This is a genomic window from Phaeobacter sp. PT47_59 (assembly GCF_028890025.1).
GTDB lineage: Bacteria > Pseudomonadota > Alphaproteobacteria > Rhodobacterales > Rhodobacteraceae > Phycobacter.
In genome coordinates, this window is sequence record NZ_JARCJL010000017.1 from 1 (window position 1) to 25034 (window position 25034).

Genomic DNA, 25034 nt, shown 5'->3' on the forward strand with positions numbered 1-25034 from the left:
CCATCAACACCATGATTTATATAGGTAATGTCGAGTTCAGGACAGCGAAATCAGCGGGTTACTTGGGGAATACGGGTCGAAGGTCGGCCCGCAGGAAAGAAAATGGCATCTGAGTCTGGTGCCATCCTCCCTTTCTTCGGAGAGCTTTATCCAGCGGACATCAACGACGAGCTCGTGGATAAATACATCAAAACCAGATTTAACAGAAAATCTGGAAAGGCAATCTCTGACGGAACTCTATGGACGGAACTTGGGCGTCTTAGGGATGCTTTGAGGTATGCGGTCAAGAAGAAAAGGTTATCAAAAGATGACCTCCCTTTCATCAAGATACCAGGAAAACCAGCGCCCAAAGATCGTTATCTAAATGATCAAGAGATCGGAAATCTACTAAAAGCAGCGCAACATGTTCCGCACCTCTACATCGCTATCCATTTAATGCTTGCAACTGCAGGCAGAATTTCCGCAGTGCTCGAGTTGGAATGGGATCGGGTAGACTTTGAAAGAGGAACTGTGAATCTGATCGTTGTCAATGATAAGGGAAAGAAGGGACGCGCATGCGTCCCTATGACCCGAGCGCTGAGGGTCATTCTCCTCGAAGCTAAAGGCTTCGCACGCTGCAGCCATGTCGTAGAGTGGAACGGTAAGCCGATTGACTCCATCAAAACTGCGTTCAACGATGCTGTAAAGCGCGCCGAGCTCAAGGATGTTACTCCACACATAATGCGTCATACTGCGGCAGTTAGGATGACGGAAGCAGGTTGCGAAATGCGGAGGATTGCTGCTTATCTCGGGCACACTGACGTCAGAACAACTGAACGCATTTACGCTAAGTTTCACCCCGAGCACCTGAAAAAAGAGGCGGATGCCGTGGATCTTTCAAACCACATCGATGAGAGGGAGCCGCTTGCCAAACCTGCCGGGAAAAGGATGCCAAAGAAATAGCGTCCTACCACATGAAAGGGAGCCACCTTCCCCCGCTATGGGGCCTTCATTTCGAAGGCCCCTTTTTTAATTTCTCTTTGCAGGAAAGGTAGTGGCAGAGACCATTCTTATGAACTACTTTCATGTTCTGAGACCGCGCAGCACCGAGGAATCGAGGCCGCTCTTGGTAGGTTCGCGATGGTGTTGGCTCTCACGACGCAAGATTCTACCAACCTGTTGTTTTCAAAATATAACCTTGTTGACGGTTTGCTTGCAGGTTCAGTGAACCTGAGGATTAGCTAAAATGGCTCAGATACTGGATATTCATTGCGCCACTTGAGCCAAAATCGTTTACCTTCAACAAATTAGCGATTGAGCTGCTCGCTCATAACGCTTTGGTTGCAGGTTCGAATCCTGCCGGGCCTACCAGATTCACCGCCTCATGCCCCCTGGCCCTACTCTCTTGCGCCCATTCCCCCGCTCCGATGCAACGGCACGATAGCGGGTGGCAACGAGAAACGCGCGGCACGGGTGCCGCGCGTAGCGTGTTCTTGAACGATCCGCTTATTTCTGCGCGATACGCCCGTCGGTATAGGGGGTGTAGGGACCCTGCGCTGCCAGATACTCCGCCAGCACATCCGCAAGGTCCGGCCCGTAGTCATAGGCGTTCTTGTCATCACCCGCGAAGACCTTGTAGCCATCGCCGCCATTGCGCACGTAGTTGTTGGTCACAACAAGATAGGTCTTCGCCGGATCGACCGGCGTGAACCCGTCGCCCATGTCAACCAGAACCTCCTGGACCCGGCCTTCGTTCGGCGCCACCGACGCGTCCCAGGTGAACTTCAGACCGGCCACCTGTGGGAAGCGGCCCTTGACCTCTTCCACCTGGCTGACACCGTTTTCGAGCGCCGCAATCAGATCCTGACCGCTGATTTCAAAAGTTGAAAGGGTATTCTGGAACGGCAGAATCGTCAGCACTTCACCCATCGTGACCTCGCCCGGCTCAAGGCTGGCACGAATCCCGCCCGAGTTGGCGATGGCGATCTGAACGCCCTGGTCCTTGACCCGGGCCAGCATCGCATCGGCCACGAGGTTGCCCATCTGGCATTCCTGAACGCGGCAGATGGTGCGGTCGCCCTCAACCGCGGCGGCGGCTTCGGCCACCACCTTGTTGCGGATCTCGTCCAGGGGCTGTGCCAGTTCGGCGATACGGGCCACGGTGGCTTCATCCTCGACCACATTGCCATCCATGATCAGCGGCTCGCCCGAGGCCTCCACAAGGTTGCCCGCATCATCGAAGGTCACGTTCAACTCGCCCAGGAACTTGCCATAGGCATAGGCCTGCACGATGGCGACGCCATTCACCATGGTCGGGTACGGACCCGCCGCCCGGTCGGATACATTCGACAGATAGGTGTTGGTATGGCCGCCGACGATCACATCCACGCCGCTGGTCTGGGCGGCGACCTGCTGATCCACGCCATAGCCGGAGTGGCTCAGTACGATGATCTTGTTCACGCCCTCGGCGGTCAGCCGGTCCACCTCGGCCTGCACGGCGGCAAACGGATCGGAGAAGGTGATGTTCTTGCCGGGGCTGGCCAGTTCATGGGTATCTTCCGGGGTGAGGCCGATCAGGCCGATCCTCTCTCCGCCGCGTTCGATCACGGTGGATTTCTTCAGAACATCGGCAAGCGCGGGCTCCTGGCTGACATCGGCATTGGACATCAGCACCGGAAAACCCACCGCATCCATGAAACCGCGCAGGACCTCGGGGCCATCGTCGAACTCATGGTTGCCGACCGTCATGCCGTCATAGCCCATCTTGTTCATCATCTCGGCCGCGGCCTTGCCCTTGTAATAGGTATAGAACAGCGAGCCCTGGAACTGGTCGCCGCCATCCACCAGGATCGAATTGTTGGTGCGGCTGCGTGCCTCGGCAATCGCGCTCACCAGACGGGCAGAACCGCCAAAGCACTTGCCCTCTGCATTGTCCCCCTCGCGGCAGCCGCTGTCATACTTGCTGATCGGCTCAAACCGGGAATGAAAGTCGTTGGTGTGCAGGATGGTCAGCTTGTAATCCGCCGCAGCCATGCCCGCAGTCAGACCCAGCACCGCGATGCTGCCTAGAAAACGTGAAATCATGAAAGGAACTCCCTGATGTATTAGTATGGCTAATGGTGCGACCAAATGGCACGCCAGTCAAAGGGGAATAACAACCAGACCGGGTTTCCTAAGGGCAGCCTCTGCATGGGGCGCCCATATTCCGGGCTTGATTCCACCGGGCCCGCGGGGCATCAGACAGACATGCTGATCTACAAAATCTTCCGGGCGGACGAATGGTCCGCATTCCAGGCTGCGGGCAAGACCCGTGGCGCGCCGATCGATCTCACCGATGGCTATATTCATTTCTCCACCGCAGAGCAGGCCGCCGAGACTGCAGCCAAGCATTTCGCCGGGGCCGAGGGGCTCGTCCTTCTGGCGCTGGATGCGGATGCCCTGGGCGATGCGCTGAAATGGGAGGTCTCCCGCGGCGGCGCAAAGTTCCCGCATCTTTACCGTGAAATGACGCTGGATGAGGTCGTCTGGAGCAAACCGCTGCCGCTGGTGGAGGGCGTGCATCACTTCCCACAGGAGATGATATGAGCCACTATATCGACCCGGAGCGGGCCCAGTTCGAGGCCTTCAAGGCGCTGGATCGCGATCAGCCCATCGAGATGCTGAACCTGGTGAAGTTTCGCGACCAGGCCGCCTACCCGGCTGATCATGCCTTGGCTGAAGCGGGCCTGAGTGCTGCGGAAGCCTACGCCAACTATGGCCGCGAAACCGGACCGATCATCGCCCGCCTCGGCGCCAGCATCATCTGGCGCGGCAATTGGCAGACAACGCTGATCGGCCCCGCGGATGAGACCTGGGACGAGATGTTCATCGCCCGCTACCCGACCGCCCATGCGTTTCTGGAAATGGTCACGGATCCCGATTACCGCAAGGCGGTGGTGCACCGGCAGGCCGCGGTCGCGACCTCGCGCCTGATCCGCACCAGCCCGGCACAAGGCGGGGCGACCTTCGGATGAAGCTGACGGAAAAACTGGCCCTCGCCGCCCTGCATCGCGTCGATCCCGAGGTCGCCCATGGGCTGTCGATCAAGGCACTGAAGGCAGGTCTGACGCCGACGCCCGGCCCGGTGACCTCATCCCGCCTGAAAACTACCCTGGCGGGGATCGCTCTTCCCAATCCCGTTGGCTTGGCCGCCGGGTTCGACAAGAATGCCGAAGCGCTGCGCCCCCTGTCACGCGCCGGGTTTGGCTTTATCGAAGTGGGCGCCGCAACGCCCCGCCCGCAGCCCGGCAACCCGAAACCGCGCCTGTTCCGCCTGACTGAGGATCGCGCCGCCATCAACCGCTTTGGCTTCAACAATGAAGGCATGGAAGCGATCGGCGCACGGCTGGCACAGCGTCCGCGCGATGCTGTGATTGGGCTGAACCTAGGCGCCAACAAGGACAGCGACGACCGCGCCGCCGATTTTGCCCGGGTTCTGGCCCATTGCGGCGCGCATCTGGATTTCGCCACCGTCAATGTCTCCTCCCCCAATACCGAGAAACTGAGGGATCTGCAGGGCAAGGCGGCGCTGTCTGCGCTGCTGGCGGGGGTGATTGACACCCGCGACGGTCTGGAGCGCCGGGTGCCCGTCTTCCTGAAGATCGCCCCTGACCTGGACCGCGAAGGGATCGAGGATATCGCCGCCGTCGCCCTGGAAAGCGGGATCGACGCGGTGATCGCCACCAATACCACCCTGTCGCGCGAGGGGCTGAAAAGTGCCCACAAGGGGGAGGCAGGTGGCCTGTCCGGCGCGCCACTGTTTGAACGCTCCACCCGCGTTCTGGCGCAGCTTTCGGATCTGTTGCAGGACCAGGTACCGCTGATCGGCGTTGGCGGTATTTCAACCGCAGAACAGGCCTATGCCAAGATCTGTGCCGGCGCCTCGGCGGTGCAGCTCTATACCGCGATGGTCTATGGTGGGTTGTCGCTGGCCTGCGAGATTGCCAATGGGCTGGATCAGCTTCTGGCCCGCGACGGATTCGACACCGTCGTACAGGCCGTCGGCAGCAAGAGAAAGGACTGGCTGTGATTACCTATTGGCACAATCCCCGCTGTTCGAAATCCCGCGCGGGCCTGGCCCTATTGGAAGAGCGCGGTGCAGAGTTTGAGACCCGCCTCTACCTGAAAGAGCCTCCCACTCTGGAAGAGATCAAGGCGGCCCACGCGGCCCTGGGCGTTTCCGTGATCGACATGATGCGCAGCGGGGAAAAAACCTTCAAGGAGCTGGGCCTGACCCAGGACAGCTCTGATGCCGATCTGCTGGCCGCGATGGCTCAGCACCCGATCCTGATCGAACGCCCCATCGCCATCAAAGACACGCGTGCGGTGATTGGGCGACCGACCGAGGCGATAGAAACCCTGCTCTAAGGGGGCTTATGCAGCTATTCCCGCTTCCAAGCGGGGATAGCGCCGCGCCAGTGTCACCGCGCGCGCCACATTCAGCACCATCAGCGCCGCCCAAAGCCCGTGATTGCCAAAGAGCGGCACCAGAGCCAGCAGCGCGATCACATAAAGGCTCACCGACTGAATCATTGCGATCCGCATGTCCCGCGTCCAGGTGGCGCCGATATAGACCCCGTCCAGCATGTAGCTGGCGACGCTCAGGATCGGCGCCAAGGCCGCCCACATGAGGAACAGTCGCGCCGCCGCGCGCACCTCGGGCGAGGTGGTCATCAGATCGATGATCATGCCGCCCCCAATGTAGAACCCCAGCGACAGAAGACCGGCGGCACCGATGGCCCAAGAGGAGGCCATCCAGACCGCCCGACGCATATGCGCGCGGCTTTTTGCGCCCACGGCACCGCCCACCAACGCCTCGGCCGAAAAGGCAAAGCCATCCAGGGCAAAGGCGGTGATCTCCAGGAACTGCAACAGCACCTGATTGGCCGCCAGCTGCACATCGCCAAGGTCCGCACCGATGAACAGAAAGGTGGTGAAGGATCCGGTCAGCAAGACGGAACGCACCATGATGTCGCCATTGACCTGCAACATGCGGCGCAGGCGCACGGGGTCGAACACCCGTGCCCAATCCCGCCATTGATTGCCGCCAAAGGCATCGCGGCACAGCCACAGGCCCAGGGCAAGCCCGCTCCATTCGGCGATCAGGGTCGCGGCCGCAACGCCTTCCACACCCCAGCCAAGGCCCAGCACGAACCACAGATCCAACAGGATATTGAGCCCGTTCATCCAGATCTGCAGGATGAACACACCCCGGGTGCGCTCCATGGCGATCAGCCAGCCGGTGATGGCATAAAGCGCAATGGTCGCGGGCGCCCCCCAGATCCGGATGGTCAGGTAGTCCCGCGCCAGCGTTTCAACCTCGGCGCTGGCCGGGGCCAGGGCAAAGGCGCCCCAGAACAGCGCCGAATGAAACAGGATGAAGACCGCGCCCGCAAGGCCGGCCAGGATCAGCCCCCGCATCAGCAATGCGCCAGTTTCTGCCATATCCCCGGCGCCGCGCGCCTGGGCGGCAAGGCCGGTGGTTCCCATGCGCAGAAACCCGAAGATCCAATAGACCGTCGCCAGGATCACGGCGCCGATGCCGACAGCGCCGATGGGGGCCGCCTGCCCCATCTGGCCAACAACACCGGTATCGACCGCTCCCAGGACCGGCACGGTCACATTGGACAGCACGATGGGAACGGCGATCTTCAGCACCCTTGCGTGGGTGATGGGCGCCTCGGCAGCTCCGCTCATGGGCTCCCCCAGATCAGGCCTTGGACGCCGGGTCCTGCGGGATCAGGAAATGTCCGGTGGCCTGGGCGAACAGACGGTCCTTGTGATCCTGCCAGGCCTCCACATGCACCGAGGCATAGCGGCGCCCGGCCCGGTTCACGGTTGCGCGCGCATAGGCATCGCGCGGCAGGCCAGAGCGCAGGTAATCCACGGTGAAGTCGATGGTCTTGGGCTGGCGCGGGATTTTCCCGGCCGCCAGATCCTCGGGGTCGAGTTCCCCGGATTCGATCTTTGGCCACAGGTGCGACCAGTTCAGCGTGATCACCGAGGTCACCTCAAGAAAGGCTGCCGTGACCCCGCCGTGAATGGCCGGCAAAAACGGGTTTCCGATCAGCTTGTCGTCGAAATGCAGCACCGAGGTCAGCTCATCCCCGCGCCGGTCGAAGGTGATGTTCAGGAAGCGGATATAGGGAACAGACTCGACCAGGGCCGCAAGGGCGGCATCCCGGCGTTGCTTGACCACTTGAACGGGTTCGGGACGGGATCGTTTCAAAACCCTTTCTCCACTGTAAAGGCGCCCGAGGCGGTGGCCACGGGGCGGTCGCTATCTTCATCCATCGCGACAGCGCGCACAAAGGCGACATTGCGGGTGATGTGGTGGCAGGTGGCACGGGTGGTGATGGTCTGCCCCGGCGTTGCGGCACGCATGTAATCGATGCGCAGATCGATGGTGGCGGTCCCCCCCGGCGCCGACGGATGGCTCATCACCGCCGCACCGCAGCAGGTATCCATGACAGCCGAAACCGCGCCGCCATGAATGACACCCGTCTCGGGATCCCCGATCAGTTTCTCGTCATAGGCCATGGTGATCTCGGCCATCCCATCGCCGATTTCCGTCAGCACCATACCCAATTCGCGAGCATGGGGGATCGCTTCGATAAACTGGCGCGCCAGCATGGTCTTGTCCGCCATAGGGGCGTTCCCTTTGATCTGTTTGGTCTTTCCTAGTTGCAACCTTGACCCTGCCCGCGCCAAAGCGCAACCCCGCAGCCGGGGCGCCGTCACGTCTGCAATCTCTGCCCGCCCGGGTGCTTGCACTGTTTGCCGCAGTTGCATAGGTTCGCGCCCAAGGGAGAATGTGGATGACCGAAGCCAGATTGTCATTCAAGGAAATGTGCGCAGCGTTCGACGTGACGCCGCGCACTCTGCGCTACTACGAATACATCGAGCTGCTGCAGCCCGACCGCGAAGGACGTTCGCGGTTTTACGGCGCGCGGGAACGCGCCCGGATGAAGCTGATCCTGCGAGGACGGCGGTTCGGGTTTCAGCTGGAAGAGATCCGCCAATGGCTGCTTATCTATGAAAACGAGGGCGATCAGGCCCAGATGAAAGCCTTTGTGGAGATGGCCGACCGGCAGATGATCGAGTTGCAAAAGCAGCGCGAACAGCTGGACGAGGCGATGGGTGAACTGGTCGACCTGCGCAAAACGACCCTCTCTCTGATCGATTGATCGCAGACCTTTTGCACTAGGGATCCGCCGCCACAGGGTGGCCCCTGGTCGCGCGCGGTGCAAACCGCAGGCGCCTTGGCGCCCCGTTCGGATTCGCCGCATATCCCGATGGGATCGGCGCAAACGCGGCTGCAAGGGCCGTTTTCCCCCACTTTTTCTGCGCTGCGTCATTCTTGAACGCCACGTCATAAATGGCTCTCGCTACGTCAGACCTACAAGTGACGCAGCGTACAGCTTACGTAAACGTCAAGAAGTTGTTGTAAAACACCCACCAGCTGTTCAACTTTGGGATGCACGAAAGCAGTCAAGAGTGACGACGATGACCGAGACGATGATCGAAGAGACAAAATCCATCCGCCAGATGTGCGACGAGCACGACGTGACTCCGCGCACCCTGCGGTTCTACGAGGCCAAAGAACTGCTGTTCCCGATCCGCGACGGCCAGAAACGCCTGTTCACCAAACGCGATGGCGCGCGGCTGAAACTGATCCTGCGCGGCAAGCGCTTTGGCTTCAGCCTTGAGGAAATCCGTCAGCTTCTGGATCTCTACCACATTGGCGATCAGCAGCTCACCCAGCTGTCGCGCACCTATGATGTCGCCTGCGACCGGCTTGCCGACATGGAGCGCCAGCGCGATGAGCTGAATGAAGCGATCGATGATCTGAAAGACCAGCTGAAATGGGGCGAAAGTGTCATCGCCTCGATGAAATCCGAACAGGAGGCCGCCGAATAACCCGGCCCCTTCCCCGGATCTCCTGCCCTTCGGGGGATCTTGCACACACAACGAATGAAACAGGACGAGGACAAAGATGCCCGTTTACAACGCTCCCACCAAGGACACCCAGTTCATCCTGCACGATGTCTTGAACGTCTCCGCGGCCACCACGCCGGGCTATGATGAGCTGGAGCGCGACTTTACCGCCGCCATTCTGGAAGAGGCCGGCAAGATCAGCTCCGAAGTGCTGCACCCGCTGAACGTGGTGGGCGACACCGAAGGCTGCCGCCTGGAAAACGGCGTCGTCTATACACCGACCGGTTTCAAGGAAGCCTTTGAACAGGTGAAGGAAGGCGGTTGGACCGGCCTCGACATGCCCGAAGCATATGGCGGGCAGAACATGCCCTACGTCATGGGCACCGCCGTGGGCGAGATGTTCTCCTCGGCGAACCAGGCCTTCGTGATGTACCAGGGTCTGACCCATGGTGCCGCCTCGGCGATCCTGGCCCATGGCACGGACGCGCAGAAAGACACCTACCTGCCCAAGATGGTGTCTTGCGAATGGACCGGCACCATGAACCTGACCGAGCCCCATTGCGGTACCGACCTCGGCCTGATGCGCACCAAGGCGGAACCGCAGGCGGATGGCAGCTACAAGGTCTCGGGCCAGAAGATCTTCATCTCGGCCGGTGATCACGACATGTCTGACAACGTCATCCACCTGGTTCTGGCCAAGATCCCCGGCGGCCCCGAAGGCATCAAGGGCGTCAGCCTGTTCATCGTGCCGAAGTTCATCGTCAACGAAGACGGCTCTCTGGGTGAGCGCAATGGTGTCTCCGTCGGCAACATCGAAAAGAAGATGGGTATCCACGGCAACTCCACCTGCGTGATGAACTATGACGAGGCGACCGGCTACCTTCTGGGCACAGAGCACAAGGGCATGCGCGCCATGTTCACCATGATGAACGAGGCCCGTCTGGGCGTCGGTATGCAGGGTGTCGCCCAGGCCGAAGCCGCCTATCAGAACGCGGTGGAATACGCCAAGGACCGCCTGCAGGGCCGCGATGTCACCGGTGTGAAGAACCCCGATGGCCCCGCCGATCCGCTGATCGTGCACCCCGATATCCGCCGCAGCCTGATGGATCAGAAAAGCTTTGTCGAAGGGGGCCGCGCCTTCCTTCTGTGGGGCGCCTCCATGATCGACAAGGCGCATCGCGACGGTGACAAGGATGCCGACGGCCTGGTCTCGCTGCTGACCCCGGTGATCAAGGGCTTCCTCACGGATGAAGGCTACGACATGACCGTGAAGGCGCAGCAGGTCTATGGCGGCCACGGCTACATCGAAGAACACGGCATGAGCCAGTACACCCGCGACGCCCGGATCGCGCAGATCTATGAAGGTGCCAACGGCGTTCAGGCGCTGGATCTGGTGGGCCGCAAGCTGGCGCAGGACGGCGGCAAGCACGTCATGGCCTTCTTCGAACTGGTGAAGAACTTCTGCAAGGACAACGCTGGCATTTCCGAGGCTTACGCCAAGGACTTTATCGAGCCGCTGAAGGCCGCCTCGAAGGATCTGCAGGCTGCGGGGATGTACTTCATGCAAAACGGCATGAAGAACCCCAACAATGCGCTGGCCGGATCCTATGACTTCATGCACATGTTCGGCCATGTCTGCCTGGGCCTGATGTGGGCCGAGATGGGCAAGGCGGCGCAGGCCGCACTGGATGCGGGCACCGATGACGCGGCGTTCTATGAGACAAAGCTGACCACCGGCCGCTACTACATGGCGCGGCGTCTGCCTGCCACCAAGCTGCATCTGGCGCGCATCGAAAGCGGTGCCGACACGGTGATGGCCCTGGACGCGGCAAACTTCTGATCCATCCTCGGGGCGCCCTGTTTGGCGGCGCCCCGTTCCGCCCTGAACCCGGCCCAAAGGAGCATCACAAGATGCCAAAACGGTTCCGCCTGACCCGCCGCTTTCCGGTCGCCATGACCGAGGACGGCTACCGTCGGCTGAAACGCTTTGCCTCCGAGGCGGGCCTGGACGAGGGAGAGGCGCTGTCCTTTCTGTTCGAGAATTTCGACAGCGTCACCGACACGGAAAACCTGACCCACCGGCTGCGCCTGTTCAACAGCGCGCTGGAAGACAGAAAAAGATAGGCACACCGCAACGACGCGTGCCGAAAGGGAGAGACATGAGCACAGAAACCCGTTCCGCCTGGATGACCGACGAACACCAGATGCTGGCCGATATGACGGCGCAGTTCATCACCAATGAATGGATGCCCAAATACGAGAAATGGCGCAAACAGGGGATGATGGACCGCGAGACCTGGAACCAGGCCGGCGAGTTGGGTCTTCTGTGCCCCTCCATCCCCGAGGAATACGGCGGCGCGGGCGGCGATTTCGGCCATGAGGCCGCGATCCTGATCGAAGGCAGCCGCGCCAACCTCGCCAGCTGGGGTCATGGCATCCATTCCGGCATCGTCGGCCATTACATCCTGGAATATGGCACCGAAGAGCAGAAAAAGCGCTGGTTGCCGAAGATGGTCACCGGCGAACTGGTCGGCGCACTGGCGATGACCGAACCTTCGACCGGCTCGGACGTGCAGCGGATCAAGACGAAGGCGATCCGCGACGGCAATGCCTACCGCCTGTCGGGCCAGAAGACCTTTATCACCAATGGTCAGCACGCCAACCTGATCCTTGTGGCTGCGAAGACCGACCCGTCGCTGGGATCGAAAGGCGTGTCGCTGGTGGCGCTTGAAACCGATGGCGCCGAGGGCTTCCAGCGCGGGCGCAACCTGGAAAAGGTGGGCCTGCATGCCGCCGACACATCGGAACTGTTCTTCGACAACGTAGAGATCCCGCCGGAAAACATCCTGGGCCAGGAAGAGGGCAAGGGCTTCTACCAGATGATGCAGCAGCTGCCGCAAGAACGTCTGATCATCGCCTGCGGCGCCGTGGGTGCTATGGAAGGCGCGGTAGAGCGCACCATCGCCTATTGCAAGGAACGCGAAGCCTTTGGCGGCCCGCTGACCCAGTTCCAGAACACCCGCTTCAAGCTGGTGGAATGCCTGACCAAGACCAAGGTGGCGCGCGCTTTCCTGGATGAATGCATGGTCGAACACCTGCAGGGCAAGCTGACGGTCGAAAAGGCCGCGATGGCGAAATACTGGACCACCGACACCCAGGGCGAAGTGCTGGACGAATGCGTGCAGATGCACGGCGGCTATGGTTTCATGCAGGAATATGCGGTCGCGGAAATGTGGACTGACGCCCGCGTGCAGCGGATCTACGGTGGCACCAACGAGATCATGAAGGAACTGATCTCGCGGAGCCTTTGACCTGCGATATTCCTTGGGAGGATTTGAGAGATGACCATCAAACTGCATTGCTTTGGCGAGAGCGGAAACGCCTACAAGGCCGCGCTGGCACTGGAGCTGTCGGGCCTTGAGTGGGAGCCTGTTTACGTCGATTTCTTCGCCGGGGTGAACCGTAGCCCGGAATTTCGCGAGATGAACGTGATGGGCGAAGCGCCGGTGATGGAAGACGGCGACCTGCGCCTGACGCAATCGGGCGCCATCCAGCAATATATCACTGATAAATCTGGAAAATTTGGCGGCGCGCCGGAAGACAAATACGAGGTGCTGCGCTGGGTTCTGTGGGACAACCACAAACTCTCGAGCCAGGCGGGCATGACCCGCTTCCTGATGAACTTCCTGCCCGAAGACAAACGCCCCGCTCAGGTGATCGGCTTCATGCAAGGGCGCCTCAAGGCTGCCTATGCGACGCTGAACGCCCATCTGGAAGGACGCGAGTGGATCGTCGGCGACGGGATCACCAATGCGGATCTCTCCTGCTGCGGCTACCTATACTACCCCGAACCCTTCGGCTTTGACCGCGCCGAATGGCCCCATATCGACGCCTGGCTGACGCGCCTTAGCGAAACGCCCGGCTGGAAACACCCCTATGATCTGATGCCCGGCAACCCGTCGGACCGAGCTTGAGGAGACTCAGATGACCGAAGCTTATATCTATGACGCGATCCGCACCCCGCGCGGCAAGGGTCGCAAGGACGGCTCCCTGCACGAGGTGACCTCGGTGCGCCTCTCTGCCGTCACGCTCAACGCCATGAAAGAGCGCAACAACCTTGAAGGCCACGCCGTCGAGGACGTGATCTGGGGCAATGTCACCCAGGTGATGGAACAGGGCGGCTGCCTGGCGCGCACCGCGGTTCTGGCCTCGGACCTGGATGAACGCATTCCCGGCCTCGCCATCAACCGCTTCTGCGCCTCAGGCATGGAGGCCGTGAACCTGGCCGCCAACCAGGTGAAGGGTGGCGCAGGCAAGGCCTATATCGCGGGCGGCGTTGAAATGATGGGCCGCGTGGCCATGGGCTCCGATGGCGCCGCCATCGCCGTGGACCCTTCGGTCGCGATGGAGACCTATTTCGTGCCGCAAGGCATCTCGGCCGATATCATCGCCACCGAATACGGCTTTACCCGCGAACAGGCCGACGCGCTGGCCGTTGAATCCCAGCGCCGCGCCAAGGAAGCCTGGGACCAGGGCCGGTTCTCCAAATCGGTGATCACCGTGAAGGATCAGAACGGGCTGACCATCCTGGACCGCGACGAATACATGCGCCCGCAGACCGACATGCAGTCGCTTGGCGCGCTGAACCCCTCGTTCCAGATGATGGGCGAGCAGATGCCCGGTTTCGATGGGGTGGCCAAGCTGAAGTACCCGCATCTGGAGCGGATCAACCACATCCACCACGCGGGCAACTCCTCCGGTATCGTCGATGGCGCCGCCGCCGTCCTGATCGGCAACAAGGAGTTCGGCGAGGAATACGGGTTGAAACCGCGTGCCCGCATCAAGGCGACCACCAAGATCGGCACCGATCCCACCATCATGCTGACCGGCCCCGTGCCCGCAACGCAGAAGATCCTGGCCGACAATGGCATGGCAATTGGCGATATCGATCTTTTTGAGGTCAACGAAGCCTTTGCCTCGGTCGTGCTGCGCTTCCAGCAGGCCTTTGACGTGGATCCTGCACTGGTGAACCCCAACGGCGGCTCCATTGCCATGGGGCACCCGCTGGGTGCCACCGGCGCGATGATCATCGGCGCACTGCTGGACGAGCTGGAGCGCACCGACAAGGAAGTCGGCCTGGCCACGCTCTGCATCGCCTCCGGCATGGGTGCGGCCACCATCATCGAGCGCGTCTGATGCCCAAGCTGAACCTCGCCGATATCCCCTGGCGGACAGGCTCTGCCTATCCTGGCAAGCTGGCAGAGGCGGTCGCGGGCCGCTCCAGCCAGCGCCTGGGCGATGCGGGCGGGCTAACGCAGTTCGGCGTGAACCTGGTTCAGCTTGCGCCCGGCGGCCTGTCGTCCTTGCGCCATTACCACATGGAGCAGGACGAATTCCTGATGGTCACCTCCGGGGTCTGCACCCTGATCGATGATCATGGGGAAACAGAGCTGCACCCGGGCGATTGCGCCACTTTCCCTGCAGGCGAGGCCAACGGTCATCACCTGAAGAACGCTACCGACGCGCCGGCCACCTTCCTGGTGGTGGGCACGCGCACCGAAACAGAGACCGCTTATTACAGCGATATGGACATGATGGTGAAACAGGGCCCCGAGGGGTCACTCTTCACCCGCAAGGACGGCAGCCCGCTGACGGCTGACCAGATCGGAGACGAAACATGACTGAGTTTACGCTTTCCAAGGACGCCGACGGCGTTGCAACCATCACCTGGGATGTGCCCGGCAAGACCATGAACGTGATGTCCTTTGACGGGCTCATGGAGCTGGAAGCCGCCATCGACGACGCATTGGCCGACGATGCGGTCAAGGGCATCGTGATCACATCCGGCAAGGAAGGCTCCTTTGCCGGCGGCATGGACCTGAACCTCTTGGCGGTGATGAAGGAAGAGGCCGGTGACGATCCCGCACGCGGCGTCTTTGACGGCATCATGAAAATGCACGCCCTTCTGCGCAAGATCGAACTGGCGGGCATGGACCCCAAGACCAAGAAGGGCGGCAAGCCGATTGCCACCGCCCTGCCCGGCACTGCAGCGGGTATCGGCATGGAGCTGCCGCTGGCCACGCATCGCATCTTTGCCGCCGAGAACCCCAAGGCGAAATACGGCCTGCCGGAAATCATGGTCGGCATCTTTCCCGGCGCCGGCGGCACCACCCGCATGGTACGCAAGGTGGGCGCAATTGCAGCAGCCCCCTTGCTGCTGGAAGGTCGGATGCTGGATGTGAAAAAGGCCAAAAGCGCTGGCTATATCGATGAAATCGCAGCAGATCCCGTCGCCGCCGCGAAGGAATGGGTGCTGAACGCCAAACCTGCGGATCTGGTGAAACCCTGGGATGCCAAGGGCTACAAGATGCCCGGCGGCGCGCCCTATCACCCCGCCGGTTTCATGAACTTCGTCGGCGCTTCGGCGATGATCAACGGCAAGACGCAGGGCGCTTTCCCGGCGGCCAAGGCGCTTCTGTCGGCGGTCTATGAAGGCGCGCTGGTCGATTTCGACACCGCACTGAAGATCGAAGCGCGCTGGTTCACCTCCGTCATCATGAACCCCTCGTCGGGCGCCATGATCCGCTCGCTGTTCCTGAACAAGGAAGCGCTGGAAAAAGGCGCGGTGCGTCCCAAGGATGTGCCCGATCAGCGGGTGAAGAAACTGGGCGTTCTGGGGGCTGGCATGATGGGTGCCGGCATCGCGCTAGTCTCGGCCCAGGCCGGTATGGAAGTGGTCCTGGTGGATCGCGATCAGGCCGCTGCCGACAAGGGCAAGGCCTATACCGAAGCCTATCTCGACAAGGGCATGAAACGCGGCAAGGTCACGGCCGAAAAGAAAGAGGCGATGCTGGGCCTGATCACCGCCACCCCCGAACTGGAGGCGCTGAAAGGCTGCGATCTGATCATTGAAGCGGTGTTTGAAGATCCCGGCGTCAAGGCCGAGATGACCAAGAAGGTCGAGGCGATCATCCCCGAGGATTGCATCTTTGCCTCCAACACCTCGACCCTGCCGATCACCGATCTGGCCAAGGCCTCCAGCCGTCCCGAGCAGTTCATCGGCATCCACTTCTTCTCGCCGGTCGAGAAGATGCTGCTGGTGGAGATCATCAAGGGCAAGGAAACCGGTGATCGCGCGGTGGCCAAGGCGCTCGACTATGTGCGCCAGATCAAGAAGACCCCGATCGTGGTGAATGATGCGCGTTTCTTCTACGCCAACCGCTGCATCATTCCTTACATCAACGAAGGTCTGCGCATGATCACCGAGGGCGTCTCGCCCGTCCTGATCGACAATGCGGCGCGCCAGCTGGGCTTCCCGGTGGGTCCGATCCAGCTCAATGACGAGACCTCGATCGATCTGGGCGCCAAGATCGCCCGCGCCACCAAGGCGGCCATGGGCGATGCCTACCCGGATAGCCCGGCAGACGATCTGATCTTCTGGCTTGAGGATCTCGGCCGTCTGGGGCGCAAATCCAACGCCGGCTTCTTCGACTATGATGAAAAGGGCAAGCGCACCGAATACTGGAAAGGCATGCAGGAGAAATACCCGCTGGCCGAGGACCAGCCCGATCTGATCGAAGTGCAGGAACGGCTGATGTTCGCCCAGGTTCTGGAAGCCGTGCGCGCCCTCGAAGAAGGTGTGCTGATGGACATCCGCGAAGGCGACGTGGGCGCAATCCTGGCCTGGGGCTTTGCGCCCTGGTCCGGCGGCCCGCTGTCCTGGCTCGACATCATCGGCACGCCCTACGCCGCCGAGCGCTGCGACCAGCTGACCGAAGCCTATGGTGAGCGCTTCACCTGCCCGCCGCTGTTGCGGGAGATGGCCGAAAAGGGTCAAAGCTTCTATGGCCGGTTCAACCCGGACGCCGCAGCGGCTGCCTGAACATCGCTTCAATAAATCATTTGGCCGATCCAATACTGGGTCGGCCATTTCATTTTCTGCACATCCCTTTACTTACAAACGAAAAAAGCCACCCGCCCCTCTACTCAGGCAGCGGATGGCAGAATTGCCCTGCTCGATAGGGCTCAGCTTATGATTGGAAATCCGGTGGTGCTATGCGCTGTCGCGGTGTCAAACGGAGCGCAGGTTTCTGACGCAATCATCGCCTGAACCAGTTTGCGCGCCTCATTCGGGGGCATCACCGTGTAGAGGTCAGTGCCGACCGGATCCGCCAGAAGATCCCGTTCCGTCGGAGCATAGCCCAGCAAACCCGCCTCAAGATAGACTACCTCATCCGTGGCAAAACGGGGAACGATCACCTCGACTTCGGCTGCCGGATGCAGCCGCTGGATGCCACGATAGCCCTCCAGCGCGCAGGCAGGCACCACGGCAAAGGGATCACCCTGAATGTCCTGGACCAGATCGCTTTCGACCAGAACCCCCTGATCCGGCGTCAGATACATGGGCACGCGATTGTTCAGCGCATCGCGCGGCACCAGGACCGGGCACATCATCGCATCCTCTGGCTCTTCGCTGATCTTCAGGGTTTCGCGGCTCAATCCGATCAGAGGCTGCATGCCGTGATCAAAGGTCAGCACCTGATCCCCAACCGTCAACGCCTCGATCGGGCGCCACCCGAGGTTCGATGCCACATGGGTTCCGGCCAGGAAACCGCCAAGGCCAACCGACACCATCGGCACCGCCGGTTGAGAGGAAGATCCACCGCGTTTCTGGAACCAATCGAGCATTCGCGACCCTTTCCGGCCAGCGCCGCCGCAGGGCATATCCCTTTGACCGCATTGCCTTTTTCATCTATTCAACCGGGGCGATGCGCCCCGTCTTAAACAGAAGTAAAGGCTATTGGTTAAAAGAATATTCAAATTGTTCGATTTCTTCGGCACAGGCGGCGGCAATGGCCGCGCGGGTCTGTGGATCGTAATACTCCCGCCAGTCGGCCAGGCGACGCGACGCATTGCTGCGCGGCAACTCCAGACGGAAACCCAGGTGATCGAACAGCGGTTCGGCGTCTTTCTGGAAGTGTTCGATCCGAATGTAGGCATCGCACTGTTCGACCCCGTCCGCGTGCCGCATGTAGGACCGGGCGGGATGGGCCTGAAAGGCGTCCAGCGTGTCGCTGTGCAGGATGAAGTCCCTGAACTCCAGGGTCTTGGAACGGCTCACGGCGGGATGGTCGAAGGCTTGCGCCCGCAGCCAGTGGTAATAGCTGACAGCGCGATCAAAGGGGTTGCGCACCAGGGTAAAGGCAAACAGTCCCCGCAGTTGCTCCTGGGGCAGCAGCCCTTCGATATCGGCCAGGGTGGAGTGTTTCCACAACCGCCCTCGGGTCTTCACATCGCGCAGGCGGCGGCGGCGGTTCGACGCTTTTGGCGTATCGCCCAGCATCATATCGTCCTTCATCGCCCGCGCCTCCAGCGCCAGCGACAGCGCCGTGCCCCCGGTCTTGGGGATATGGACAAAGACGTAGTTACGGCCAGGGGACAGGATCATGGGCCAACCTTAGGCAATCGAGGCGCGAATGCAAACGCCGCGGGGATCAGCCACCGCGTAAGGCAATGGTGCCCCCGGCCAGCACGATCAGCGCAATCCCCGCGATCTGCATCGGTTCCAGGCTTTGCCCGAACACCATCCAGGCAAAGGCAGGTCCCACGATGATCACCGAATACTCGAACACCGCCACATAGGAGGCCTCTCCCAGCTGATAGGCCTTGGTGATCAGGAACACCCCCAGGACCGAGGCGACCCCTTGCAGGAGAACCCAATGCGAGACCGGCCAAATCGGCCAGACCCAGCCACGGGTCACAAAGCCATCGGCGCCCTCGGCCACCGGCAGCGGCCACAGCGCCAACCCGCCAAGCGCAACCGCGCCGATCAGCGCCTGCGCCAGCAGCATCGCAAACAGCATGGATACCGTGCTTTCCTCGCGGCACATCAGCCCCGTCGCCATCGAACCAAGCGCATAGAACAGCCCGCCGCAGACCGGCAGCAGGATCAGCCAGTCGAAATTGGCCGGATCCGGTTGCAGGACAAGAAGAACCCCCAGAAATCCAAGCGCAACCGCCGTCACCCGGATCGGACCGATACGCTGTTTCAGAACCAGCACCGAGATCAGCACAATCAGGATCGGCGAGGTGAATAGACCGGCAAGCGCCTGTGCCAGCGGCATCAGCGCCACGGCCGAGAAATAGAACACCATCGACACCGCCACCAGCATGCCGCGCAGCGCCACGGCCCACATCCGGCCGGGGCGCAAACTGCCAAGGCCTGCCTGCATCATCACCCAGACCAGCGGCAGGGCAATGACGGTGCGCATCAGGTAGAACTGCCAGATGCCAATCTGTTCGGCCATCAGCGGAACCGCGTTGTCGCTGATGCCGATAATCACCATCGCGGCCACCATGATCGGCGCCGCACCGCTATGACTGCCGACCAGCGGCGGGGAAGAGATCGTTTGTTTCATTCCTCTTCCATTGAGCGCAACTTTCCGCAATATCTGTCCTCAAAGCGACATTCCGCGGAATCATTGGAGGAAACTTATGGGTTGGATGGCTGACGAAACCGGCTTGGGTAAAAATGCGGCAAACTATGTTCCGCTGACCCCGCTGTCGCACCTGCGCCGTGCCGCACATGTTTTCGCCGATGTTCCCGCCGTGGTCTACGGCAAGCACCGCAAGACCTATGCCGCCTACTATGATCGCTGCACGCGGCTTGCCTCGGCGCTTGCCCGCATGGGGGTAAAGCCGGGCGATGTGGTTGCCACCCTTATTCCAAACCTGCCCGCCCAGGCCGAGGCGCATTTCGGCGTGCCTGCCTGTGGCGCGGTTCTCAACACCATCAACACCCGCCTCGATGTGGATACGGTCGCCTATATCTTTGACCACGGAGAGGCGAAGGTCGCCCTGGTCGATACCGAGTTCCTGCCCCTCGCCGAAGCCGCCAAGGCGCAGATGGAGGGCGAAGGCCCGATCCTGATCGAGGTCCCCGATCCCGAGGCCGGATTTGCCGCCAGTGGCCGCCATCCGGTCTATGAAGAGGTGCTGGGCCATGCCGCTCATGATTTTGAATGGATCATGCCAGAGGATGAATGGGAAAGCCTGGCGCTGAACTATACCTCCGGCACCACCGGGCGCCCCAAGGGCGTGGTCTATCATCATCGCGGCGCCTACCTGATGACCATGGGCACGGTGATTTCCTGGCGCATGGTGATGCACCCGGTCTATCTGACCATCGTGCCGCTGTTTCACTGCAATGGCTGGAACCACACCTGGATGATGCCGGTTCTGGGCGGCACCCTGGTCTGCTGCCGCAATGTCACGGCGCCTGCGGTCTATGACGCCATCGCCGAGGAAGGCGTCACCCATTTCGGCGGCGCGCCCATCGTGCTGAACATGATCGTCAACGCCAAGGAGGAAGAGCGCCGCGACTTTGATCACACGGTCGAGGTCTTCACCGCAGGCGCGCCCCCTGCCCCAGCGACGCTGGAGAAGATCGAACGCCTCGGCTTCCACGTAACGCAGGTCTACGGGCTGACCGAGACCTATGGCCACGTGACCGAATGCCTGTGGAAGGGCGACAGCTGGGATGCGCTGGACCAGCAGGGGCGCGCCGCGATCAAGGCCCGCCAGGGGGTCGCCTTCCCGATGATGGATCACATCACCGTGGTGGACGAGAACATGGGGCAGATCCCGATGAACGCCAAGGATCAGGGCGAGATCGTCATGCGCGGCAACTCGGTGATGAAGGGCTATCTGAAGAACCCCGAAGCCACCGCCGAAAGCTTCAAGGGCGGCTATTTTCACTCCGGCGATATCGCGATCCAGCACCCCGATGGCTATATCCAGATCGCCGACCGGGCCAAGGACATCATCATATCCGGCGGCGAAAACATCTCCTCGGTCGAGGTCGAGGGCGTGCTGATGGCGCATCCGGACGTCAACCTGGCTGCGGTGGTTGCCAAGCAGGACGACAAATGGGGAGAGGTCCCTTGCGCCTTTGTCGAGCTGAAAGAGGGGGCCACGGTGGATGAGGCAGGTCTCATTGCCTTTTCCCGCGAAACCCTGGCAGGTTTCAAGGCGCCCAAGAAGGTCGTGTTTCAGGAGCTGCCCAAGACCTCGACCGGCAAGATCCAGAAATTCGAACTCCGCAAGATCGCCAACGCCTAAAGCATCATTCCACGCGATTGCCCCTTGCGTCAGCCCATTAACATTCCTATTTTGGAATGTAATGGGCTGTCTGGCGCCCGGAATCGAAAGGAAATGACATGACGATCAACAATGCGGTTATGGCGATGGCCGGGTTCATGGTGCTTCTCTCCGTGGTGCTGACCCAGTTCGTCTCCCCCTACTGGATGTGGCTGACGGTCTTCGTCGGCGCCAATATGTTCCAGTCCGCCTTCACCGGCTTCTGCCCGGCGGCGATGATCTTTGCCCGGCTCGGCCTGAAACCCGCCTGAGGCCAAGGCTTCAGGCGCGCGGCCGAATGCATCGGTTCTACCTCATAAATGGGTAAAGTGGTTTGCTGCTTTGCCCATCGCCATGCTATTTTGCTGCAAACAGAAGCAATAGCATGTGACAGGCAGCCTGAATGACGGCACTGAGAGAATTTCAACGGCTTGAGGCTGCCGCGCTCTGGCGCGCCTCTCCGGACTCTCAACGCCGGGATGTCATCGTCTCGGTCGGCGATGCGACGCTCACCATCACGGATATGAACGACAGGCCGCTGGCGCATTGGTCGCTGGCCGCCGTCGAACGCGCCAATCCCGGCCAGTTTCCCGCCATTTTCCATCCCGATGGCGATCCCGGCGAAACCCTGGAGATCTCCGAGGATGAGGTCACCATGCTGGAGGCCATCGACCGCGTGCGTGCTGCCATCGAACGCCGTCGCCCCCATCCCGGCCGCCTGCGCGCGGCCAGCGTGCTGGGCGTGACCGCCCTGTTGGCGCTCCTGGTCTTCCTCTGGCTGCCAAGCGCCCTGCAGAACCACGCGGTCAGCGTGGTGCCCGACATCAAGCGCAAGGCCATCGGCCAGGCGCTGCTGGGGCGGATCGAGCGGGTCACCGGCCAGGCCTGCATGAGCGCCGACACCGCTCCGATCCTGGAAAAACTCGCCCTGCGCACCGGCGTGCGCCGTCTGGTGATCTTCCGGTCCGGATTGGCCAGCAGCCTGCATCTGCCCGGTGGTATCGTGCTGTTGAACCGCTCGTTCGTGGAAGACTACGAGGACCCCGCCGTGGCAGCGGGTGCCATTCTGGCGGAACGGGCCCGCGCCGGGGTTGAGGATCCCCTGGCCGAACTTCTTGCCTCGGGCGGACCTCTTGCCTCGTTCCGCTTGCTGACCACGGGACAGCTGAACCGCGACACACTGGACCACTATGTGGAAACGGTGCTGGCCGCTCCGCGCCCCGACCTGGCCGAGGAGGTGCTTCTGGCCGAATTCGCCCGCGCGGCGATTCCCTCAAGCCCCTTTGCCTATGCCGCTGATATTACGGGTGAAACCACGATTGGACTGATCGAGGCCGACCCGATGGCCGGGCGCGTGCTGGAACCGGTTCTGAACGACAGCGACTGGGTGCGCCTGCAAAACATCTGCAACTAGCCAGGCCAGCGGGTCTGCAATCCCTGCAGCCGGTGTATCGCGCCGACCCGTTGCGCTCTGACACCGCACAGCTCAGACTTTCCCAACGCGGGGTTTCCGCATGCGACCACTCCCGAACAGGGGCCTCTGCCCATCCAAAATGACTGAAACACCTCTGCCTTACGTAAGGTCATGGGTGAATTGGTTTCACCAAGACACCTCATGCGCGAGTTTCTGTAATGTTTAAGGGAAGCATTAACACCTCTGCTCGATAGCATTGTAAGCGTGCCAATCAATATCTTTTAGGCAGCTTACCCCCCTGTCGCTGAAAAATGCGGCAGTACTAGGAGAATGTTACCGATGACCCTGCGCTCCTCTATCCTTGCGCTGATTGTGATACCTTTTGTAGCCCTTGTTGTTGAAGGCGGAATGAAAGGCATCGCCGACTTCAATCGTTTTCTGGATGCCAGACACACCCAAGTCGAGATTGCCGAAGCTGTATCGCTGTCCAATCTCGCGCATTATCTGCAGTAAGAACGGGGCATCACCGCAGGTTTCCTACAATCCGGTGGAGCCAATTTCGCTGCCGAACTGGATGAAATCCGCCGCAACGTAGACAAATACAGCGGCAAAATCCCCGAACACGCCGCCAAGGTCCGCAAGGAGATGGCAAACCTTGACGAGATCCGCGCTGCCGTGCGGTCCAAGTCTGTTGCCGCCGCCGATGCAAGCGCGGATTTCACCAGGATCATCATCGCTGTTCTGGATGCCGCCGATGCGGAAATGCTGCGCCAGAAAAACCCCGAAATCGTACAGATCGCATCCGGCCTGGTTCCGCTCAGCGCGGCCAAGGAAGCCGTCGAACTTCAGCGCTCTGCCGGCCTGACCGGGTTCAGCGCAGGCTCCTTTGCCCTGCCCGTCTACAACCTGTTTTCGGCCGAAAGCGTTGCCGAAAAGCAGGTTCTGCACCTCGCCGAGATCGTGCTGCTAAAGCAATTCGCAGATCTGGATTTCAAGAAGGGGTTGAAGGAGAGCGGTTTGCCAGAGGTGCGCAAGGCGGTGATCGCCGCTGGCCCCGAAGGCACCCTGCCCAATGTCACGGTAAAACAATGGTTCGCCGTGTCCTCCAAGTGGATCAACTATCTGCATAAGGCAGAGGAAATGGCCACCAAGCGGATGACCACGCTGGCCCAGGCCGAAGCCCGGGCCGCGATCATCACCCTCTTGACGACCGCAGCGATCGTCACCCTGTCGATCCTGGCCTGCTGCGCCATTGGCTGGCGCCTGATCCGAACCTTCGACACCCAGTTCGGAGCCCTGCAAGGGGACCTGGATCGCCTGGCCCATAAGGACTTTATCTTCAAACCGGCCTTCATGGATGCAAAGACCGAAATCGGCGGGCTGAACCGCGCCATGGAGAAAACCCGCAAGGCCCTGAAAGAGGCCGATGAAACCCTGGCCGAAGCCGAAAAGACCCGCTCAACGGTGGTCGAAACCCTCAACGACCATCTCAAACTCCTGGCCGATCGCGATCTGGAGTGTGAAATCAAGGAAGAGTTCCCCAAAGGCTATGACCGGCTGCGCCGCAGCTTCAACATCTCGACCGCGACCCTGCGGTCCACCGTGCTGCAGGTGATCGACTCCGCCGCCAGCATCCGCAATGGCGCCGCCGAGATCAGCCAGTCCTCGGACGACCTCTCGCACCGCACCGAAAGCCAGGCCGCAACCCTTGAGGAAACCGCCGCCGCCCTCGATGAACTCACGGCAAGCGTGAAATCCGCCGCCGAAGGTGCGCGCAGCGTCGAGAACATCATGGACGAGGCCAAGCAGGAGGCCGAGAACAGCGGCACCGTGGTGCAAAGCGCGGTCTCGGCGATGACCGAGATCGAACAGTCCTCGACCCATATCGCCCAGATCATCGGCGTGATCGACGACATCGCCTTCCAGACCAACCTCCTGGCCCTGAACGCCGGGGTCGAGGCTGCCCGAGCAGGCGAAGCAGGCCGTGGCTTTGCGGTGGTGGCCTCCGAAGTGCGCGCCCTGGCGCAGCGCTCCTCGGATGCGGCGATGGAGATCAAGACGCTGATCAGCGATTCCTCGCGCCAGGTGGAGCGCGGCGTCGATCTGGTCGGCAAGGCGGGCGAGGCTCTGAACAGCATCGTCGAGCGGGTGAACCATATCTCGAAGCTGGTGACCGACATTGCCGAGGGCGCGGTGGAGCAGTCCACGGGTCTGGGCGAGATCAACACCGGCGTGGTGCAGCTGGACCAGGTGACCCAGCAGAACGCGGCGATGGTGGAACAGGCGACGGCGGCAAGCCATATGCTGAACTCCGATGCGACCAAGCTGGCCGAGCTGGTGGCCTCCTTCAAGATCGAAGGAAGTGGAGGTCTCACCCAGGTGAAGTCCCCCGACCCCACCGCCCATGGCAGCGACAGCTGGGAGCAGGCAGCCATTCCGGCACAATCCGCCGTTCCCGTCGCCCATGGTAACGCGGCTGTCGACAAGTGGCAGGATTTCTGAGGTCTGATCGCCCTCGCAACAGGGC

General features: G+C 61.3%; 26 protein-coding genes. 19 read left to right on the top strand and 7 right to left on the bottom strand.

Annotated features, from left to right (window positions below):
• Window positions 1–102 precede the first annotated feature (102 nt).
• Window positions 103–942: a tyrosine-type recombinase/integrase gene (locus PXK01_RS14975; protein ID WP_274860690.1), complete on the top strand. Its 840-nt coding sequence runs from the start codon at window positions 103–105 to the stop codon at window positions 940–942.
• A 543-nt stretch (window positions 943–1485) separates the two neighbouring features.
• Here the strand turns inward: PXK01_RS14975 and PXK01_RS14980 are convergent.
• Window positions 1486–3063, bottom strand: a complete 1578-nt coding sequence (locus PXK01_RS14980) for a bifunctional metallophosphatase/5'-nucleotidase (protein ID WP_274860691.1) — start codon at window positions 3061–3063, stop codon at window positions 1486–1488.
• Window positions 3064–3225: 162 nt separating this feature from the next.
• On the opposite strand from PXK01_RS14980, the gene PXK01_RS14985 reads away from it, so the two are divergent.
• Genes PXK01_RS14985 through arsC form a run of 4 tightly spaced genes read left to right on the top strand, consistent with a single transcriptional unit; the run spans window position 3226 to window position 5385 of the window.
• Window positions 3226–3564: a DUF952 domain-containing protein gene (locus PXK01_RS14985; RefSeq protein WP_274860692.1), complete on the top strand. Its 339-nt coding sequence runs from the start codon at window positions 3226–3228 to the stop codon at window positions 3562–3564.
• Window positions 3561–3992 (top strand): DUF1330 domain-containing protein, encoded by a 432-nt coding sequence (locus PXK01_RS14990; protein ID WP_274860693.1) that lies wholly within the window; start codon window positions 3561–3563, stop codon window positions 3990–3992. The genes PXK01_RS14985 and PXK01_RS14990 overlap by 4 nt, the downstream gene beginning before the upstream one ends.
• On the top strand, window positions 3989–5047 hold the full coding sequence (locus PXK01_RS14995; RefSeq protein WP_274860694.1) for a quinone-dependent dihydroorotate dehydrogenase: 1059 nt from the start codon (window positions 3989–3991) through the stop codon (window positions 5045–5047). Before PXK01_RS14990 ends, PXK01_RS14995 begins: the two co-directional genes overlap by 4 nt.
• Window positions 5044–5385, top strand: coding sequence for an arsenate reductase (glutaredoxin) (arsC, locus tag PXK01_RS15000; RefSeq protein ID WP_274860695.1), 342 nt, complete (start codon window positions 5044–5046; stop codon window positions 5383–5385). Before PXK01_RS14995 ends, arsC begins: the two co-directional genes overlap by 4 nt.
• A 6-nt stretch (window positions 5386–5391) precedes the next feature.
• On the opposite strand, the gene PXK01_RS15005 is transcribed toward arsC, so the two are convergent.
• The 3 genes from PXK01_RS15005 to PXK01_RS15015 are packed head-to-tail and all read right to left on the bottom strand — an operon-like array spanning window position 5392 to window position 7665.
• Window positions 5392–6714, bottom strand: a complete 1323-nt coding sequence (locus PXK01_RS15005) for an MATE family efflux transporter (RefSeq protein ID WP_274860696.1) — start codon at window positions 6712–6714, stop codon at window positions 5392–5394.
• A 13-nt stretch (window positions 6715–6727) separates the two neighbouring features.
• The gene (locus tag PXK01_RS15010) at window positions 6728–7246 is read right to left on the bottom strand and encodes a PaaI family thioesterase (protein ID WP_274846377.1); all 519 of its coding nucleotides are present in this window, start codon (window positions 7244–7246) and stop codon (window positions 6728–6730) included.
• On the bottom strand, window positions 7243–7665 hold the full coding sequence (locus PXK01_RS15015) for a PaaI family thioesterase (RefSeq protein ID WP_274846378.1): 423 nt from the start codon (window positions 7663–7665) through the stop codon (window positions 7243–7245). Before PXK01_RS15015 ends, PXK01_RS15010 begins: the two co-directional genes overlap by 4 nt.
• Window positions 7666–7835: 170 nt before the next feature.
• Between PXK01_RS15015 and PXK01_RS15020 the strand changes: the two genes are divergently transcribed.
• The 9 genes from PXK01_RS15020 to PXK01_RS15060 all read left to right on the top strand — a co-directional run bounded on the left by PXK01_RS15020 (window position 7836) and on the right by PXK01_RS15060 (window position 16837).
• Complete coding sequence (locus PXK01_RS15020; RefSeq protein WP_274860697.1) at window positions 7836–8204, top strand: MerR family transcriptional regulator; 369 nt, start codon at window positions 7836–7838, stop codon at window positions 8202–8204.
• 331 nt (window positions 8205–8535) lie between these two features.
• Window positions 8536–8937: a MerR family transcriptional regulator gene (locus PXK01_RS15025; RefSeq protein ID WP_274846445.1), complete on the top strand. Its 402-nt coding sequence runs from the start codon at window positions 8536–8538 to the stop codon at window positions 8935–8937.
• A 76-nt stretch (window positions 8938–9013) separates the two neighbouring features.
• Window positions 9014–10795: an acyl-CoA dehydrogenase C-terminal domain-containing protein gene (locus tag PXK01_RS15030; protein WP_274860698.1), complete on the top strand. Its 1782-nt coding sequence runs from the start codon at window positions 9014–9016 to the stop codon at window positions 10793–10795.
• Window positions 10796–10866: 71 nt separating this feature from the next.
• A complete protein-coding gene (locus PXK01_RS15035) occupies window positions 10867–11079 on the top strand; it encodes a hypothetical protein (RefSeq protein ID WP_274860699.1) in 213 nt (70 codons plus the stop codon).
• A gap of 35 nt (window positions 11080–11114) precedes the next feature.
• Window positions 11115–12266, top strand: a complete 1152-nt coding sequence (locus tag PXK01_RS15040) for an acyl-CoA dehydrogenase family protein (protein WP_274860700.1) — start codon at window positions 11115–11117, stop codon at window positions 12264–12266.
• Window positions 12267–12296: 30 nt separating this feature from the next.
• On the top strand, window positions 12297–12929 hold the full coding sequence (locus PXK01_RS15045; RefSeq protein WP_274860701.1) for a glutathione S-transferase family protein: 633 nt from the start codon (window positions 12297–12299) through the stop codon (window positions 12927–12929).
• A gap of 10 nt (window positions 12930–12939) precedes the next feature.
• Complete coding sequence (locus PXK01_RS15050; RefSeq protein WP_274860702.1) at window positions 12940–14151, top strand: acetyl-CoA C-acetyltransferase; 1212 nt, start codon at window positions 12940–12942, stop codon at window positions 14149–14151.
• Complete coding sequence (locus PXK01_RS15055; RefSeq protein ID WP_274860703.1) at window positions 14151–14636, top strand: cupin domain-containing protein; 486 nt, start codon at window positions 14151–14153, stop codon at window positions 14634–14636. The genes PXK01_RS15050 and PXK01_RS15055 overlap by 1 nt, the downstream gene beginning before the upstream one ends.
• The gene (locus PXK01_RS15060) at window positions 14633–16837 is read left to right on the top strand and encodes a 3-hydroxyacyl-CoA dehydrogenase NAD-binding domain-containing protein (RefSeq protein ID WP_274860704.1); all 2205 of its coding nucleotides are present in this window, start codon (window positions 14633–14635) and stop codon (window positions 16835–16837) included. The genes PXK01_RS15055 and PXK01_RS15060 overlap by 4 nt, the downstream gene beginning before the upstream one ends.
• A 143-nt stretch (window positions 16838–16980) precedes the next feature.
• Here PXK01_RS15060 and PXK01_RS15065 read toward each other — a convergent pair whose 3' ends face one another.
• The 3 genes from PXK01_RS15065 to PXK01_RS15075 form a co-directional block, all read right to left on the bottom strand.
• A complete protein-coding gene (locus PXK01_RS15065; RefSeq protein WP_274846387.1) occupies window positions 16981–17643 on the bottom strand; it encodes a Hint domain-containing protein in 663 nt (220 codons plus the stop codon).
• 109 nt (window positions 17644–17752) lie between these two features.
• Window positions 17753–18403, bottom strand: a complete 651-nt coding sequence (locus PXK01_RS15070; RefSeq protein WP_274846388.1) for a sulfotransferase family 2 domain-containing protein — start codon at window positions 18401–18403, stop codon at window positions 17753–17755.
• A gap of 46 nt (window positions 18404–18449) precedes the next feature.
• Window positions 18450–19373, bottom strand: coding sequence for a DMT family transporter (locus PXK01_RS15075; RefSeq protein ID WP_274846389.1), 924 nt, complete (start codon window positions 19371–19373; stop codon window positions 18450–18452).
• A 76-nt stretch (window positions 19374–19449) separates the two neighbouring features.
• Here PXK01_RS15075 and PXK01_RS15080 point away from each other — a divergent pair, with 76 nt between their 5' ends.
• From PXK01_RS15080 to PXK01_RS15100, 5 genes are all read left to right on the top strand, one after another.
• Window positions 19450–21075 (top strand): AMP-binding protein, encoded by a 1626-nt coding sequence (locus tag PXK01_RS15080; protein ID WP_274846390.1) that lies wholly within the window; start codon window positions 19450–19452, stop codon window positions 21073–21075.
• Window positions 21076–21173: 98 nt separating this feature from the next.
• Entirely contained in the window at window positions 21174–21365 is a 192-nt protein-coding gene (locus tag PXK01_RS15085) for a YgaP family membrane protein (RefSeq protein WP_274846391.1), read from the top strand.
• 131 nt (window positions 21366–21496) lie between these two features.
• Complete coding sequence (locus tag PXK01_RS15090) at window positions 21497–22507, top strand: hypothetical protein (protein WP_274860705.1); 1011 nt, start codon at window positions 21497–21499, stop codon at window positions 22505–22507.
• A 339-nt stretch (window positions 22508–22846) separates the two neighbouring features.
• The gene (locus PXK01_RS15095) at window positions 22847–23020 is read left to right on the top strand and encodes a hypothetical protein (protein WP_274846393.1); all 174 of its coding nucleotides are present in this window, start codon (window positions 22847–22849) and stop codon (window positions 23018–23020) included.
• Between the two features lie 9 nt (window positions 23021–23029).
• A complete protein-coding gene (locus tag PXK01_RS15100; protein ID WP_274860755.1) occupies window positions 23030–25009 on the top strand; it encodes a methyl-accepting chemotaxis protein in 1980 nt (659 codons plus the stop codon).
• Window positions 25010–25034: the final 25 nt, after the last annotated feature.